General features: G+C 67.4%; 15 protein-coding genes. 6 read left to right on the top strand and 9 right to left on the bottom strand.

The genetic code is table 11. The features are described from left to right. The first annotated feature begins 5 nt into the window (after positions 1 to 5). Together ybaL and L6D89_RS29910 are read left to right on the top strand one after the other, a co-directional pair. Positions 6 to 1709, top strand: a complete 1704-nt coding sequence (gene ybaL, locus L6D89_RS29905) for a YbaL family putative K(+) efflux transporter (RefSeq protein ID WP_236173645.1) — start codon at positions 6 to 8, stop codon at positions 1707 to 1709. Between the two features lie 4 nt (positions 1710 to 1713). Next, complete coding sequence (locus L6D89_RS29910) at positions 1714 to 2298, top strand: YqaA family protein (RefSeq protein ID WP_024766834.1); 585 nt, start codon at positions 1714 to 1716, stop codon at positions 2296 to 2298. A 193-nt stretch (positions 2299 to 2491) separates the two neighbouring features. Here L6D89_RS29910 and pdxY read toward each other — a convergent pair whose 3' ends face one another. Next, on the bottom strand, positions 2492 to 3361 hold the full coding sequence (gene pdxY, locus L6D89_RS29915) for a pyridoxal kinase PdxY (protein ID WP_236202056.1): 870 nt from the start codon (positions 3359 to 3361) through the stop codon (positions 2492 to 2494). 147 nt (positions 3362 to 3508) lie between these two features. Here pdxY and L6D89_RS29920 point away from each other — a divergent pair, with 147 nt between their 5' ends. Next, positions 3509 to 3973: a DUF3301 domain-containing protein gene (locus L6D89_RS29920; RefSeq protein ID WP_373873597.1), complete on the top strand. Its 465-nt coding sequence runs from the start codon at positions 3509 to 3511 to the stop codon at positions 3971 to 3973. On the opposite strand, the gene L6D89_RS29925 is transcribed toward L6D89_RS29920, so the two are convergent. Beyond that, a complete protein-coding gene (locus L6D89_RS29925) occupies positions 3970 to 4323 on the bottom strand; it encodes a DUF7079 family protein (protein ID WP_236173642.1) in 354 nt (117 codons plus the stop codon). The two genes, L6D89_RS29920 and L6D89_RS29925, sit on opposite strands and share 4 nt — an antisense overlap. Next, positions 4320 to 5198: an alpha/beta fold hydrolase gene (locus L6D89_RS29930; RefSeq protein ID WP_236202057.1), complete on the bottom strand. Its 879-nt coding sequence runs from the start codon at positions 5196 to 5198 to the stop codon at positions 4320 to 4322. Before L6D89_RS29930 ends, L6D89_RS29925 begins: the two co-directional genes overlap by 4 nt. Before the next feature lie 105 nt (positions 5199 to 5303). On the opposite strand from L6D89_RS29930, the gene L6D89_RS29935 reads away from it, so the two are divergent. Further along, on the top strand, positions 5304 to 7067 hold the full coding sequence (locus L6D89_RS29935; RefSeq protein ID WP_236202058.1) for a sensor histidine kinase: 1764 nt from the start codon (positions 5304 to 5306) through the stop codon (positions 7065 to 7067). Then, positions 7064 to 8398 (top strand): sigma-54-dependent transcriptional regulator, encoded by a 1335-nt coding sequence (locus L6D89_RS29940; RefSeq protein ID WP_236173639.1) that lies wholly within the window; start codon positions 7064 to 7066, stop codon positions 8396 to 8398. Before L6D89_RS29935 ends, L6D89_RS29940 begins: the two co-directional genes overlap by 4 nt. Here the strand turns inward: L6D89_RS29940 and L6D89_RS29945 are convergent. Then, positions 8380 to 9384 (bottom strand): hypothetical protein, encoded by a 1005-nt coding sequence (locus tag L6D89_RS29945; RefSeq protein WP_236202059.1) that lies wholly within the window; start codon positions 9382 to 9384, stop codon positions 8380 to 8382. The two genes, L6D89_RS29940 and L6D89_RS29945, sit on opposite strands and share 19 nt — an antisense overlap. Positions 9385 to 9548: 164 nt before the next feature. On the opposite strand from L6D89_RS29945, the gene L6D89_RS29950 reads away from it, so the two are divergent. Continuing rightward, positions 9549 to 10448: a methyltransferase domain-containing protein gene (locus L6D89_RS29950; RefSeq protein WP_236173637.1), complete on the top strand. Its 900-nt coding sequence runs from the start codon at positions 9549 to 9551 to the stop codon at positions 10446 to 10448. 322 nt (positions 10449 to 10770) lie between these two features. Here L6D89_RS29950 and L6D89_RS29955 read toward each other — a convergent pair whose 3' ends face one another. The 5 genes from L6D89_RS29955 to L6D89_RS29975 all read right to left on the bottom strand — a co-directional run bounded on the left by L6D89_RS29955 (position 10771) and on the right by L6D89_RS29975 (position 15857). Continuing rightward, the gene (locus tag L6D89_RS29955) at positions 10771 to 10965 is read right to left on the bottom strand and encodes a hypothetical protein (RefSeq protein ID WP_236173636.1); all 195 of its coding nucleotides are present in this window, start codon (positions 10963 to 10965) and stop codon (positions 10771 to 10773) included. 181 nt (positions 10966 to 11146) lie between these two features. Next, complete coding sequence (locus L6D89_RS29960) at positions 11147 to 12082, bottom strand: LysR family transcriptional regulator (RefSeq protein ID WP_236173635.1); 936 nt, start codon at positions 12080 to 12082, stop codon at positions 11147 to 11149. Between the two features lie 390 nt (positions 12083 to 12472). Further along, complete coding sequence (locus L6D89_RS29965) at positions 12473 to 13177, bottom strand: NAD(P)H-dependent oxidoreductase (RefSeq protein WP_236173634.1); 705 nt, start codon at positions 13175 to 13177, stop codon at positions 12473 to 12475. A 78-nt stretch (positions 13178 to 13255) separates the two neighbouring features. Then, positions 13256 to 14674, bottom strand: coding sequence for an aldehyde dehydrogenase family protein (locus L6D89_RS29970; RefSeq protein WP_236202060.1), 1419 nt, complete (start codon positions 14672 to 14674; stop codon positions 13256 to 13258). Then, positions 14667 to 15857 (bottom strand): pyridoxal phosphate-dependent aminotransferase, encoded by a 1191-nt coding sequence (locus L6D89_RS29975; protein ID WP_236173632.1) that lies wholly within the window; start codon positions 15855 to 15857, stop codon positions 14667 to 14669. Before L6D89_RS29975 ends, L6D89_RS29970 begins: the two co-directional genes overlap by 8 nt. Between the last annotated feature and the right edge of the window lie 34 nt (positions 15858 to 15891).

Consider the following 15891-nt stretch of genomic DNA (forward strand, 5'->3'; position numbering starts at 1 on the left):
AGACCATGCATCACACCCCGTTACTGACCACCCTCGCCGTCGGCTTCGTGCTGGCCTTCGTCCTCGGCGCCCTGGCCAACCGCCTGCGTATTTCGCCGCTGGTGGGCTACCTGCTCGCCGGCGTGCTGGCCGGCCCCTTCACTCCCGGTTATGTCGCCGACCAGGCACTCTCCGTAGAGATCGCCGAGCTGGGCGTGATCCTGCTGATGTTCGGCGTCGGCCTGCACTTCTCGCTCAAGGACCTGTTGTCGGTGAAAGCCATCGCCATCCCCGGTGCGGTGGTGCAGATCGGCGTCGCCACCCTGCTCGGCCTGGGCCTTGCGTGGATGATGGGCTGGAACTTCGGCGGCGGCCTGGTCTTCGGCCTGGCCCTGTCGGTGGCCAGTACCGTGGTGCTGCTGCGCGCACTGGAGCAGCGCCAGCTGATCGACACCAAGCGCGGGCGCATCGCCATCGGCTGGCTGATCGTCGAAGACCTGGCGATGGTCCTCACCCTGGTTCTGCTGCCGGCCCTGGCCGGCTCGCTGGGCGGCACCTCCGACGGTGGTGACGGCGGCGTACTGATGCCGATCCTGCTGACCCTGGGCAAGGTCGCCGCCTTCGTCGCGGTGATGATCGTCGGCGGCCGCCGCTTCGTGCCCTGGGTGCTGGAGCGCGTCGCCAAGACCGGCTCGCGCGAGCTGTTTACCCTGGCCGTGCTGGCCATCGCCCTGGGCATCGCCTACGGCTCGGCGGTGATCTTCGGCGTGTCCTTCGCCCTCGGCGCATTCTTCGCCGGGATGATCCTCAACGAGTCCGAGCTGAGCCACGAGGCTGCCGAGAACTCGCTGCCGCTGCGCGACGCCTTCGCCGTGCTGTTCTTCGTCTCGGTCGGCATGCTGTTCAACCCGGCGATCCTGATCCAGGAGCCGCTGCCGGTGCTGGCAACCTTCCTGGTGATCGTCTTCGGCAAGTCGGTGGCGGCCTACGTCATCGTGCGCATGTTCGGCCACCCCAACAGCACCGCACTGACCATCGCCGCCAGCCTGGCGCAGATCGGCGAGTTCTCCTTCATCCTGGTCGGCCTGGGCGTGACCCTGAACCTGCTGCCCGAAGCCGGTCGCGACCTGGTGCTGGCCGGCGCGATCCTGTCGATCCTGGTCAACCCGCTGCTGTTCATCGCCATCGATCGCCTGCAGGCGCGCCAGGAGCAGAAGGCCGAGAGCGAGCCCGGCGTGGTCCAGGTGGAACCCCAGGACCTGCCACCGCCGGTGCTGGAGCACAATCACGCGATCCTTATCGGCCACGGCCGCGTCGGCGCGCTGGTGAGCGAGCGCCTGCGCAAGGACAAGGTGCCGCTGGTAGTCATCGAGGACAAGCGCGAGAAGGCCGCCGAGCTGCGCGAGCACGGGCTCTGCGTGGTGGTGGGCAACGCCGCCAATCCCGATGTGCTGAACCAGGCCAACATCACCTCGGCGCGCTGGTTGCTGATCGCCATTCCCAATGGCTTCGAGGCCGGGACCATTTCCAGCCACGCACGGGCGATCAACCCGAACCTGGACATCATCGCCCGCGCCCACTTCGACGCCGAGGTGGACTACCTGGAGCAGAATGGCGCCAGCCTGGTAATCATGGGCGAGCGCGAGATTGCCCGTGGCATGGTCGAGCGGGTCGAACGCGAGGACGCCGCCGCGGCGCCGGGCGACGACCACCTGCCGCAGTCGGCCTGACGCCATGCTGCGCCGGCTGTACGACTGGACCATGCGCCTGGCGGGCCATCCGCGGGCGGAGCTGGCGCTGGGTGGAGTGACCTTCGCCGAGAGTTCGTTCTTCCCCATCCCGCCGGACGCGCTGCTGGTGCCGATGGTGCTGGCCAACCGGGCCAAGGCCTGGCGCTACGCGGCGATCTGCATCGTCAGCTCGGTGCTGGGCGGCATCGCCGGCTACTTCATCGGCCTGCTGCTGTTCGAGACGGTGGGCCAGGCGATCCTGGCCTTCTATGGCCTGCAGGAGAACTTCGCCGAGGTCGCCGAACGCTACAACGAGCTTGGCTGGCTGATGGTGCTGCTGGGCGGCGGTTTCACCCCGCTGCCCTACAAGCTGATCACCCTCACCAGCGGCGTGACCCAGCTGGACCTGGTGCTGTTCATCGCCCTCAGCGTGGTGGCGCGCACCCTGCGTTTCGCCGCCACCTGCGCCCTGCTGTTCTGGGCGGGACCGGCGCTGCGCGAAGCCATCGAAAAACGCCTGGGGCTGGCGTTCGGCCTGCTCACCGCGATGGTGGTCGGTGGCTTGCTGCTGGGCAAGTACATGCTCTGAGGCGGCAGGCGGCAGGCGGCAGGCGGCAGGCGGCAGGCGGCAGGCGGCAGGCGGCAGGCGGCAGGCGGCAGGCGGCAGGCGGGATTTTGTAGGAGCGAGCTTGCTCGCGAACGGAATCACCGGCAGTTCAGGAACCGGGCGGTTCGCGAGCAAGCTCGCTCCTACAAGGAATCAACGGCTTGCGAAATCTGACTCACCCCAGCTTCACTGCCTCGAACTTCACCCGCGGATGGGCGATGCGGTCCTGGGCGCGCACTAGTTCCAGCTCGTAGCTGCCGCAGGCCTGGGTTTCCAGCAGTACTTCGTGCACCGCGGCGGCGCAGAATTCGAAGGCGCTGCGCAGGTCGTCGCCCAGCAGCAGGCGGGCAAGGAACAGCCCGGAAGTCAGGTCGCCCACGCCCACCGGCTGGCGCGGGAAGGCCAGCAGCGGTCGGCGCAGGTGCCAGGTCTCGTCGAGGGTCACCAGCAGCATCTCGAAGGCATCCGCCGGCTTGCCGGGGTAGTTCAGGTGCTTCACCAGGATTGCCTTCGGGCCGCGCACCAGCAGGCCACGGGCCATCGCTGCGCAGTCCTCCAGGGAGCTCGGCTGGCGGTCGCAGAAGCTGTCCAGCTCCAGCTGGTTCGGACACAGGTAGTCGGCCACGGCAGCGGCCTCGTGGAGCAGGAATTCGCCGACTTCCGGGGCGACGATGCAGCCCTTCTCCGGATGGCCCATCACCGGATCGCAGAGGTACACCGCGCGCGGGTTGACCTCGCGGATGCGGCGCACCACCTCGAGGATCGAACGGCCCTGTGCCGCACTGCCCAGGTAGCCCGAGAGCACCGCGTCGCAGTTGCCCAGCTCGCCGATGGCGGCGATGCCATCCACCAGCGCCGGAATCTGCTCCGGCGGCAGCACCTGGCCCGTCCAGTGGCCATACTGGGTATGGTTGGAGAACTGCACGGTGTTCAGCGGCCAGACGTTCACCCCGACGCGTCGCATGGGGAACTCGGCAGCGCTGTTGCCGGCGTGGCCGAAGACGACGTGGGACTGGATGGCGAGAACGTGGGGAGTGCGCGGCATAACGGTGTCCTGCTACAGAATGGGGCAGTATGGAGCGCAATTCACACGCTGTGAACATCCGCCCCTCGCCGCCCGACGGCGGAGTGAGTAAGCTGGTGCGCCGATTCCGAGGAAGCCGAAGTGGACCTGGGCAATCTTTTCATCTTCATGCTGGTCATTGCAGGCGCCGCCTGGTGGTGGCGCGCCCATGGCATCCGCGAGCGTGCGCTGCTTCTGGCCAAGCAGCACTGCGCGCGCGAAGGCGTGGAACTGCTCGATGAAGCCATGGCCCTGCAGCGTTTCCGCTTCCAGCGCGACGGCCGGGGCAACCTGCGCCTGGCCCGCGAATACGCCTTCGAGTTCACCGCCACCGGCCAGGAACGCTACGCCGGCAGCATCGCCATGTTCGGCCAGCATCTGGGCCGCGTCGAGCTGGCGCCGTTCCGCATGGAGCCTGAACCGCGTGCACCGGCATCGCCGGTTGCCACCTTCCATCCCGCCGCCCAGCCGGTGGATGAGGAAATCGTCGACGCCGTGTTCGACGACGCCCCCGCGCCGCCGCGCCCCAGGGGTGAAGTGGTGCGCCTGGACGAATGGCGCCGCGCACACCAGGGCAAGAAGGTCGGCGACTAGAGCTGCGCGCGGATCGCCCGCCAGTGCGCCTCGGTGGCATAGGTCATCGCACGCCGTAGCACGCGACAGCGCAGCCGATGCCAGGGCGAGCGACGCCGCTGCTGGTTGCGCCTGCAGGCTTCGAACAGCCAGTCGGGATCGAACCCGTCCCACACGCCGGCTGTCACCCAGGCGTTACCCCAGACCACCGGCGCGACTTCCAGCCGGTAGATCGCCTCCAGCTCCTCCGCGGCATAGCCGCTGATCGCCAGGGTGCGCGCGATGGCGGCAAGATCGTCCTCGACCAGCTCGGTGTCCAGCCACAGCTCGGACAGTGCCAGCCAGACGGACTCGCGGGCCGGGTCGTTCATTCGTGGCCCAGCAGGAAGCGCGACACGCGCTCGGCACTGTCTTCGGGGAACTCCTGCATGAAGCAATGCCCGCCGTCGACGCACTGGCCGCTCACCACCGTGTTCGCTGCGCACCAGCGCGCCACGGACTTGGCGACGAAGGGGTAGGTACGCTCGCCGAACAGCACCTGGGTCGGCGTCACCACCTTGTTCAGCGATGGCCACAGGCGCTTGGGGAAGGAGCTGAAGATCTCCGCCTCGCGGCTGGGCCGGCATTTCAGCTCGACGCCAGCCTCGGTGCGCTTCATCGCGTTCTCCACGTAAGCCCACAGCGCTTCGTCGGTCCAGCCCTTGAAGATGCCGCGGCCGTGCAGGCCGGCGTAGGCCGCTTCGCGGTCCGGCCACTGACTGCGCCGCGAGCGCGCCTTCTGCACCATGGTGCGGCGCTTGTGCAGGCCGAGCACTTCGGAGAGCGCCATCACGCCGATCATCGCCGGGGTGAAGAGCACCGGGTCGAGCAACACCGCGCGGCGGAACAGCTCGGGATGACGGCCGAGGATCAGGCTGGTGAGTACGCCGCCAAAGCTGTGCCCGGCGGCGTAGTGCGGCACGTCGCCGAAAACCGTGTTGCCGGCCCGGAAGGCCTCCACCGCCATCTCGGCGTTGCGGTTCCAGCCGTGGAAGCGTCCGCCGTGGTCGCTGTCGCCATGGCCCTGGACATCGCACAACCAGAGGTCGAAATCCTCCGCCAGGACCTTCAGCATCGGCTCGTAGGCGCGGCCGCAGAAGCCGTTGCCATGCAGGAAGTGCAGCAGCGGCTTGCCACTGGGCTCGCTGCGCCAGCCGCGCAGGGTGAAACCGGCGGACCCTTCGTGGGTCCAGGACGACAACTGCATCGAAGCGCTCTCCATCAGGATGCGGCAGTGTAGCGAGGCGGTGGGGCGCCGGACCAGCGCGCGGTCATGCTATTGTCGCCGACCCTTGGTCGAACCCCGTCGAACATGTCGCCTACTCGCCCTCTCCGCCTGTTGCTGATCTGCCTGCTCCTGCTGGCCGGGCTGGTGCTGTCGGTGTTCTGGGCGGGCGAGAAGGCGCGGCACCGCGCGCTGCTCGCCGAGGCGGAAACCGCCCATGAGCAGTTGGGCCTCTACGCCAGTTCCCTGCATACCCTGATCGAGCGTTTCCGCAGCATTCCTTCCGTGCTGGCGCTGGACCCGGAACTGCGCGCGACCATGCGCGGCACGCTGACGGACGAGGTGCAGCACCGGCTCAACCTCAAGCTGCAGGAAATCAACGGCGCGGCACGCTCGTCGACCCTGGAGCTGCTGGACCGCACCGGCCTCGCCGTGGCCGCCAGCAACTGGAACCTGCCGACCAGCTACGTCGGCCACAACTACAGCTTTCGGCCGTACTTTCGCCAGACCATCGCCCAGGGCGCCGGGCGCTTCTACGCGGTCGGCGTGACCACCGGCATTCCTGGTTACTTCCTGTCCAATGCACTGCGTGACGACGCGGGCAACTTCCTCGGCGCCATCGTGGTCAAGCTGGAGTTTCCCGACCTCGAACGGCAGTGGAGCCAGACCCCGGACGTGGTGCTGGTGAGCGACAGCAAGGGCGTGGTGTTCCTCGCCAACCACCCGCGCTGGCGCTACCGCGAGCTGATGCCACTGGACGCGGTGGCCCGCGCCGAGCTGGCCGATACCCGCCAGTACCACCGCCAGCCACTCAGCGCGCTACCGCATCGGGCGCTGGAGTCGCTCGGCGAACACGCGCGGATGGTGCGCGTGGAGGGCCAGGAAATCAGCGGCGACTACCTCTGGCAATCGGTCAGCCTGCCGGAAGAGGACTGGACCCTGCACCTGCTGCGCGACACCCGCGGGGTACAGTCCGACGTCACCAACGCGCGCCTCGCCGCTGCCGGCGCCTGGCTGGCGCTGGTGTTCCTCGTGCTCTGGCTGCAACAGCGGCGCCGCCTCGCCCGCCTGCGCCAGCGCGACCAGGAAGAGCTGGAGCGTCTCGTCGAGCAACGCACCGCCGCCCTGCGCACCGCCCAGGATGGCCTGGTACAGGCCGCCAAGCTGGCCGCGCTGGGGCAGATGTCCGCCGCGCTGGCCCACGAAATCAACCAGCCGCTCACCGCCCAGCGCATGCAACTGGCCAGCGTGCGCCTGCTGCTGGACGCCGGCCGCCAGGACGACGCCCGCGCCGCGCTGGTGCGCGTGGATGAGTTGCTCGAACGCATGGCCGCGCTCACCGGCCACCTGAAGACCTTCGCGCGCAAGACGCCCGGCGGCCTGCGCGAGCGCATCGAACTGGGCCACGTGATCGAGCAGGCGCTGCAACTGCTGGCCGTGCGTATCCGCGCCGAAGGCGTGGAGATCCGCCAGGACCTCGCCCTGCCCGCCTGGGTGCTGGGCGACGCGATCCGCCTGGAACAGGTGCTGGTCAACCTGCTCCGCAATGCCCTGGATGCCGTGGCCGGCAGCGCGCAGCCACGCATCCGGCTGAGCCTGCAACGCGACGATGAACACTGGTGCCTGGAGGTCGCCGACAACGGCACGGGCATCGACGAAGCCCATCTGGCCAGCGTCTTCGATCCCTTCTTCACCACCAAGCCGGTGGGCGAAGGACTGGGCCTGGGGCTGGCGGTATCCTATGGCATCGTCCACGAACTCGGCGGGCGCCTCGACGCCGCCAACCAGCCCACCGGCGGCGCGGTGTTTCGCCTCAGCCTGCCGGCCGCCAGCGAAGAAAGAAAACCATGAGCGAGACCATCCTCTTCGTCGACGACGAAGCCGCCATCCGCGACGCCGTGCAGCAGTGGCTGCAACTCTCCGGCTTCGAGGTACGCCTGTGCAGCAGCGCCGACGAATGCCTGAAGAGCGTTTCCCGCGAGCTGCCCGGCGTGGTCATCAGCGATGTGCGCATGCCCGGCACCGATGGCCTGGCGCTGCTCGAGCGCCTGCAGCAGATCGACCGCGACCTGCCGGTGATCATGGTCACCGGCCACGGCGACGTGCCCATGGCAGTGCAGGCGATGCGCCAGGGCGCCTACGACTTCATCGAGAAACCCTTCACCCCCGAACGCCTGCTCGACAGTCTGCGCCGTGCCCTGGAAAAACGCCGGCTGGTGCAGGAGAACCGCCGGCTGCGCGAACAGGCGGCGCTCAAGGACCAGATCGAGTCGCGCCTGCTCGGCGTCTCGCGGCCCATGGAAACCCTGCGCCGACAGATCATGGCGCTGGCCGGTACGCCGGTGAACGTGCTGATCCGGGGTGACACCGGCAGCGGCAAGGAGCTGGTCGCACGCTGCCTGCACGACTTCGGGCCACGCGCTGGCAAGCCCTTTGTCGCGCTGAACTGCGCGGCGATTCCCGAGCAGTTGTTCGAGACCGAACTGTTCGGCCACGAGAGCGGCGCCTTCACCGGTGCCCAGGGCAAGCGCATCGGCAAGCTGGAGCACTCCAACGGCGGCAGCCTGTTCCTCGACGAGATCGAGAGCATGCCACTGGCCCAGCAGGTCAAGCTGCTGCGCGTGCTGCAGGAACAGCAACTGGAGCGCCTGGGCTCGAACCAGAGCATCAAGGTCGATTTGCGGGTGATTGCCGCCACCAAGCCTGACCTGCTCGAAGAAGCCCGTGCCGGGCGCTTCCGCGAGGACCTGGTGTACCGCCTGAACGTCGCCGAGCTGCGCCTGCCGCCACTGCGCGAACGTCGCGAGGACATCCCGCTGCTGTTCGAGCACTACGCGCTGCTGGCCAGCGAGAAATTCGGCCGCGAAGCCGCACCGCTGTCGGCCAGCGAACTGGCGCGCCTGCTCGCCCACGACTGGCCGGGCAACGTGCGTGAGCTGGCCAACGCCGCCGAGCGCCATGTGCTCGGCCTGGATCGCGCCGAGCAGGCGGAAGAGCCGGCCGGCAACGGCCTCTTCGAACGCATGGAAGCCTACGAGGCGCAATGCATCCGCCAGGCGCTGGGCCAGTGCAAGGGCGACATCAAGGCGGTGATGGAGCTGCTCGGCCTGCCGCGCCGCACCCTCAACGAGAAGATGCAGCGCCACGGCCTGAGCCGCGGGGACTACCTGGGCGAGGACTGAGTGAGCTGCTCGGCGAAGAACCAGCCGGTACACCAGTACGCCAACGGCCAGAGCAGCGCCAGCAGCAGGATCGCTGGCGGCAGCAGGTACAGCGGCAGGCGGCTGGAGTTGAGCGAGCCGTAGGCGGCAAAGGCCACCAGGATCGAGAACAGCACGGCCACCACCACCCAGATCGCCAGCAGGACCAGCGCACAGGCCAGCACCCGGCCGGCGGCAAAACGCGTGAGCTGCGGCGGCAGGCGTGTCCGCACCGCCAGCATGACGATGGCGAACGGCAGTACGCAGCTCGACAGCATGAGTACCGACTGCCAGCCGTCAGCGCCGCTGTACAGGTAGAGCACGCCATAGCCGAGTGCCGCGGACAGCTTGTAGATCACTGCGCTGAAGCACAGCGCCACCGCCAGCGCCACGTGCCAGGACGGCAGTGCGACGGCCTGGCCCGGCGCCATCGGTTCGGAGCGCGAGCGCGCCAGATGCAGGACCAGCCAGAGCGGCAGGAGGCAGCCGAGGAACAGGTTGATCAGCGAATTGACCTGGCCATACAGGACTATCCAGAGGGTTCGGGAGCCCTGCTCGAACGCCCACTGATAGAACGATACGCTCAGGTAGGACACCGCCGTGCTGACCACCATGGTGGCGATCAGATAAGCCACGCCGAAACCTGCCAGCAACCCGGCCAGTGGCTGGAACCGCGCGATAGCGTGGCGTTCGCGCTGGTAATGCACCAGCAGCAGGACCGCTGCGGCATAGAAAACCAGTCCACCCAGCCAGTTTGCCAGCATCGTCGGCAGGTACTGCGGCAGGCGCTCGCGGTAATTGCCCAGGTCACCGATCCACTGCACGGCATTACTGCCGAAGAACACCACCGCCGCGGCCACGATCATGGCGGCGACGAACAGCAGCGGCTCGCGGCCAGCCGGTGGAGCCTCGACGGCTGGTGCGGTGAGCGGCGCATGGGGGGGCGCGAACGGATTGTCAGTGGTCACCGGCGGCATCCTTGTCGGTCCATCGAAGCGCCCGAGCCTCTCACAGCCGGCGCCGGCTAGCCAGTGCTGGCCAGCGCACTGGCGTTCGCCGAGCGAACCGCTACCCTGAACCGGGTGCCGCGACCCGGCCAGCCCTGCCGCCCTCTCGAACAAGGAAAACCAGCATGACCGGCAGCCTACTCCCCTCCATCTGGCTGGGCGCCTTCGCGTCCGCCGAAGACTGGCAACAGGCCCGCCAGGCGAAACAGGTGCCGACCGCCCGGGCGCTGTGCGGCGCCATCGAGGACCGCGTGCTCTGGTCCCGCCATCCCATGGACATCGAGGCCTGGTGCTCGGCCTGCGAAAGCATCCAGCCAATGCATGTCGACTGGCGCCTGGGAGGCATTGCCGCGGATGGCAGCGTGCACCCGGCGTGGACGGAAACCGCCGCCTGCCGGGGCTGCGGCCTCAACAGCCGGATGCGCGCGCTGCTGGATCGCCTGCGCAAACTCGAACTGCCCCGGGACTCACGCGTGTACATCGCCGAGTGCGTCACCGCCAGTTTCAGGCAGCTGGAGCGGCTTTACCCACGGCTCGTGGGCAGCGAATTCCTCGGCATGGATCGGGTTTCCGGCGAAACCTACTGGAACGAGCAGCATCGCCAGCATCTGCGCCACGAGGACCTGACCCGGCTGTCGTTCGCCGATGACAGCTTCGACCTGGTGATCTCCCAGGACATCTTCGAGCACATTCCCGATTTCGCGCGAGCCTTCAGCGAATGCCGGCGGGTGCTCCGGCGCGGAGGACGGCTGGTATTCAGCGTACCGTTCTTCCCTGGCCAGGCCGAAACCGAGATCCGCGCGCGCTTTACCGCCAACGGCACTCTGGAGCATCTGCTGCCGGCGGAATACCACGGAGATCCGGTTGGCGACGGCGGCGTGCTGTGCTTCCAGCACTTCGGCTGGGACCTGCTCGACAGGCTGCGCGAGGCCGGCTTCGGCGAAGTTCGCGCGCACCTGTACTGGGGGCCCTGGCAGGGTCATTTCGGCCTGCCGTTCTTCGTCTTCCAGGCAGACGCCAACTAGCCCGCCGCCGGCATAAAAAAAGGCCGCTGATAGCAGCGGCCTTGAGACGGACGTCGATCTGGAGCAATCAAGAATCGGCGTCGGGAAGCTTGCCGGCGGTGAGGCCGGTAACGGCGCCGCTCGAAAGCCACGCTGTTGGGTCAAGTATATTGACCGATCAGGCAGGAATACAGACCATCAATAGCGAAAGACTGTTACAGCGTCTGTAACAGTCGCCTTCGGGCGCCGGAAACACAGGTAAAAAAAACGCCGCATATCGTATGCGGCGCAAGGTGTTGAGAAGCCCGGCTCACGCTCCGGACCTCCCGGGGGAAGTGGCCGATCAGGAATCGGCGTTGCTGCCAGTGGCGGCCTTGGCGGTCTGCTCGGCGGACTGGGCCTGCTGCTGGGCAATCACTGCTTCGTTGGCCTTGACCATCTTGTCGGTCATCAGGCGCGATTCTTCGGCGAAGCTCAGCTGAGTGAAGGACAGCGAGCAGACGGACAGCAAGGCAGCAACATAAAGCGAACGGGACATGACGGTGATCCTTTCTGAACACCCGATTGGTCGGGGTTGGAGAAAGGTTACGGCGCAACAGTGGGTAGAAAAATAGCTAGCTAACCAACAAAGCATTGCCTAAAAAGCAACAATCCGCGCCGATCGTCCGAGAACGTTGATATAGAGCGGCTGCGACGATGCGCCATACTAGCCCTTTGCCTTACGCCCAATTGACGGGATCGTTGAGCGCTGCTTCGTCCTCTTCGAACACCTTCGGCAATTCCGTCTTGAGGAACTCGACCCAGGTGCGGATCTTCGCGTCGAGGAAGCGCCGCGACGGGTACAGCGCGTAGATCTGCCGCACGTGCAGGCTGTGCCGGGGCAACACGCGCACCAGCGTGCGGCGGCGCAGGGCGGGGGCGGCAACGTAGCTGGGCAGCAGGCAGATGCCCATGCCGGCGGCGGCAGCGCCGGTCAGCGCCTCGGCGACGTTGACCATGAAGGTATCGCGCGGGCGAATCACGCTTTCCTCATTGCCTTCCTCGAAGGCCCAGCCCTCGGGGAAGGTCGGGTCCTGCAGGCGCAGGCACTGGTGCTGGTGCAGGTCGGCGACGCTGCTCGGAGTGCCGCGCCGCTTGAGGTACTCGGGGCTGGCGCAGAGCACGCTGTAGATGGTGCCCAGGGTCTGGGCGACGAATTCGGAGTCGGGCAGCTCGCGGTCGCGGGTGATGACCACGTCCTGGCCTTCCTCGAGGATATCCGGCTGGCGCTGCGCCAAGGTCAGCTCGATGTAGACCTCGGGAAAGGACTCGCAGTAGCGCGAGACCAGCGGGATCAGGTGCTGCTGGCCAAGGCCGGTGAGCGAATGCACGCGCAGGCGGCCACGCGGCTTGAGGTGCGCGCCGCTGGCCTCGGCCTCGGCTTCCTCGACATCGGCGAGGATTTCCCGGCAGCGCAGCAGATAGCGCTCGCCGGTTTCGGTCAGCGCCAGGCGCCTTGTGGTGCGGTGCAGGAGACGTGCTTCAAGCTGGGCTTCGAGGTCGGAGACCACGCGCGAGACCTGGGCGGTGGACAAGCCCAGGGCATTGGCGGCGGCGGTGAAACTGCCGGCATCTACTACCCGGACGAACGCCCGCATTGCGTGAAGTACGTCCATCCTTCCCCCTGCTTATCCGTCTTGTAGGAAACGACGACAATTATTGTCCGCGCCGCAAAACTGAATCGCAGTATAGGGTCGTTTTTTACCGATTGTTACCACGTATAGTGCCGGACAAGTCGCTGCAGCAACGTTGGGCATACCAGGCTCATCGTACGGCCGCCGATACACCAATCGGCGTCCATCTCCCCCGCGCATACCTGGCTGCAGCGACTGACTCTTTCTCCAGGGGCGGTCATCTTCGGATGACCGCCCTTTTTCGTTTCTGCTCGGGCGCAAGACAGTACACCCGACCCGAACCTGTAGGAGCGAGCTTGCTCGCGAACCGCTTGGCCCTGTCGCCGTCGTTTAGCCCTGTTCGCGAGCAAGCTCGCTCCTACAAAAGAGCGCTCAGCGCGGCAGCGGGTAGAGGCGTTCGTCGAACTGCTCCAGGCGCACGAACTCCAGCGGCTGGTCGTTCTCCAGGTGCTGCAGACGGTCCTGGTACTGGCGCAGGAAGTCCTGGCGCGCGTCGTTGCTGATGTAGGGCACGTGCCAGGCCACGAACGGCGGCAGCACGCTCATGCCGGTGTAGGCCAGGGTGCCGCGTAGGATCGGCCGCAGCATGTCTTCCAGCGGGCCATGAATGGCGCCGTCGCCGAACATGTGGTCACGCCCGCCGAGGGTCACGCTGACCAGCGCCTTCTTGCCGGCCAGGCCGCCCTGGTCGTAGAAGCGCTTGCCGCCGTAGCAGATGCCCGAGACCAGTACGCGGTCGAACCAGCCCTTGAGGATGGCCGGCGCGGAGAACCAGTAGATCGGGAAGTTGAAGATCACCAGGTCGGCCCAGAGCAGCTTGTCCAGCTCGGCCTGGATGTCGGCGGCGATGGTTTTCGCCTTGGCGCCTTCGCGCTGCTCCAGGGCGTAAACCAGGTACTCGGGATTGGCGCGGGCGCCGAAGTCGGCGGCGCTGGCCACCGGGTTCCAGTTCATCGCGTAGAGGTCGGAGACCTGCACTTCGTGACCCTGGCCGCGCAGGGTTTCCTCGGCGAGCTGGTACAGCGCGGTGCTGAAGGATTGCGGTTCGTTGTGGGCGTGGACGATCAGTACGTTCATGGGAATTCCTGATGATTCGGTGAGAGAGACAGCCCTCACCCCAGCCCTCTCCCCAAGGGAGAGGGGGCAAAAAAGCGCTTAAAGCTGGATGGCCTTGAGTTCGACGAACTCGTGCAGGCCCTGCTCGCCCCACTCGCGGCCATTGCCGGACTGCTTGTAGCCGCCGAAGGGTGCGCGGTAGTTGAAGACACCGCCATTGACGAAGCATTGGCCGGCGCGCATCTGCCGGGCGAGACGCAGGCCATCTTCGCGGTCGCCGGCCCAGACAGCGCTGGACAGACCGAACGGCGAGTCGTTGGCGATGGCGATGGCTTCTGCTTCATCGGCATAGGGAATCAGGCACAGCACCGGGCCGAAGATTTCCTCGCGGGCGATGCGCATCTGGTTGTTCACCCCGGCGAAGATGGTCGGCTGCACGTAGTGCCCGCGCTCCAGATGAGCCGGGCGCTCGGCGCCGCCGCAGACCAGTTGCGCACCCTCTTCCTGGCCGACACGCAGGTAATCGAGCACGGTGCGGCGCTGGCCACCGGAGCACATCGGGCCGAGGAAGCTGTCGGCGTCCAGCGGGTCGCCCATCTTCAGCGCAAGGGTTTCGGCGCGGGCGATTTCCACGGCTTCGGCATAGCTACGAGCCGGCAGCAGCATGCGCGTGAGCGCGGTGCAGGTCTGCCCGGAGTTGATCATCACGTCCTGCACACCATGGCGCACGGCAGCCGCCAGGTCGGCATCGGCGGTGATCAGGAACGGCGACTTGCCGCCCAGTTCCAGGCACACGCGCTTGACCGTCGGCGCCGCCGCTTCGGAGACCTTGACGCCCGCGCCGGTGGAGCCGGTGAACGAAACCATGTCCACGTCAGGATGCCGCGCCAGCGCTTCGCCGACCTTGGAGCCGGGGCCGCTGACCAGGTTGAACACGCCGGCCGGCAGGCCGATGGCGTGGACCATGTCGGCCAGCAGGAAGGCGTGCAACGGGGTGTCCTGGCTCGGCTTGACCACCACGGTGCAGCCGGCGGCAAGGGCCGGGGCGAGCTTGCCGATCAGCTGGTGCAGCGGGTAGTTCCAGGGGTTGATGAAGGCGCAGACGCCAACCGCTTCCTTGACGATCAGCGAATTGCCGACCTCGCGCACTTCGTCCATGTGCGCGGCCATCGCGGCGTAGCTTTCCAGGCCCTCGATCGGCCCGTCGACCTGCACCATGCGGCACCACTGCACCGGCATGCCCAGCTCGGCGGTGATCAGCGCGGCCATCTCCTCGGCACGGTGCTCCAGTTGTTCGGCGAGGGCGCGAATATAGCCAGCGCGCACGTGGGAAGGGGTTTGCGACCAGGCCGGGAAGGCGCGGCGGGCGGCGTCCACCGCGCGGTGCACATCGCCTTCGCCGCCCAGCGGCACGCGGCCGACGCATTCCTCGGTGGCCGGGTTCTGCACCTCGGCCACGCCCTGCCCTTGCGGCGCCACCCAGGCGCCATCGATGTAGAGCTGAGAACGATCACGCATAACGTTTCTCCTGGAGCAGTTCGGCGGCGCACAGGGCGATGCGGCGGCAGGCTTCGCGCAGCGGCTCGGCGCCGAGCACCAGGCCCAGGCGAATGTGCCCGGCGGCGCTGGGGCCGAAGGCTTCGCCGGCGAGCACGGAGACGCCGTGGCGATCCAGCAGCACATCAGCGAAGTCCTGGGCGGAGAGCCCGGTGGCGCGGATATCCACCATCACGAACATGCCCCCGTCCGGGCGCAGGGCGCGCACGCCGACGCAATCGGCGAGGCAGTCGAGCACCAGGTCGCGGCGCTGGCGGTAGGCCTCGCGCATGGCTTCCAGTTCCGGCAGCTTGGCTTCCAGCGCGGTGCAGGCGGCGTCCTGGATGAAGTCCGGCGAGCCGTAAAGCATGCACAGGGCGAGGTTTTCCAGGTGCGCGCAGAGCTCGCGCGGGCCGACCACCCAGCCCACGCGCCAGCCGGTCATGGCGTGGGATTTCGACAGGCTGTTGAGGGTCGCGGTGCGCTCGGCCATGCCCGGCAGGCTGGCGGGGCTGATGTGTTCGCCGTCGAACAGCAGCTCGCTGTAGACCTCGTCGGAGATCATCCACAGGTCATGCTTCACGCACAGCTCGGCGAGCTTTTCCCAGGTGGCGCGCGGCAGGCTGGCGCCGGACGGGTTGTGCGGGCTGTTGATGGCCAGTGCGCGGGTGCGCGGGGTGATCAGCGCGGCGACGTCCTCGGCCTGCACGCGGAAGCCGTGCTCGGAACGCACCGATACCGGAATGACCTTGGCGCCACAGGCACCGAATACCGCTTCGTAGGTGACGTACATCGGTTCGGCGACGATGACCTCATCGCCGGGATTGAGCACGCACTGCGCCACGGCATACAGCGCGCACTGGGCGCCGGCCAGCACCACCACGTCATCGGCGGTGACGGCGTGGCCGCTGCGCTGGCTGTGACGGCGGGCAATGGCTTCGCGCAGCGAGCGTTTGCCGCGCACGTCGGCGTAGTGGGTGTTGCCGGCCAGCAGGCTGTCGATGGCCGATTGCACGATGGGCACGGGAGTGTCGAAGTCCGGGTCGCCCACCGACAGCAGCAGGATGTCATCGCCCTGCTCCATGCGCGCCAGGGCGCGGTAATGGATGTCCCAGGCGGCGGCGCCGTCGCCGGCGATGCGTTGGGTGAAGTTCGAGTAGCGCATGGTGTTCATCCTTCATGGCGCCGGGGCTCAGGGG

Source organism: Pseudomonas pseudonitroreducens, from assembly GCF_021603645.1.
In the GTDB taxonomy this organism is placed as follows: domain Bacteria; phylum Pseudomonadota; class Gammaproteobacteria; order Pseudomonadales; family Pseudomonadaceae; genus Pseudomonas; species Pseudomonas pseudonitroreducens.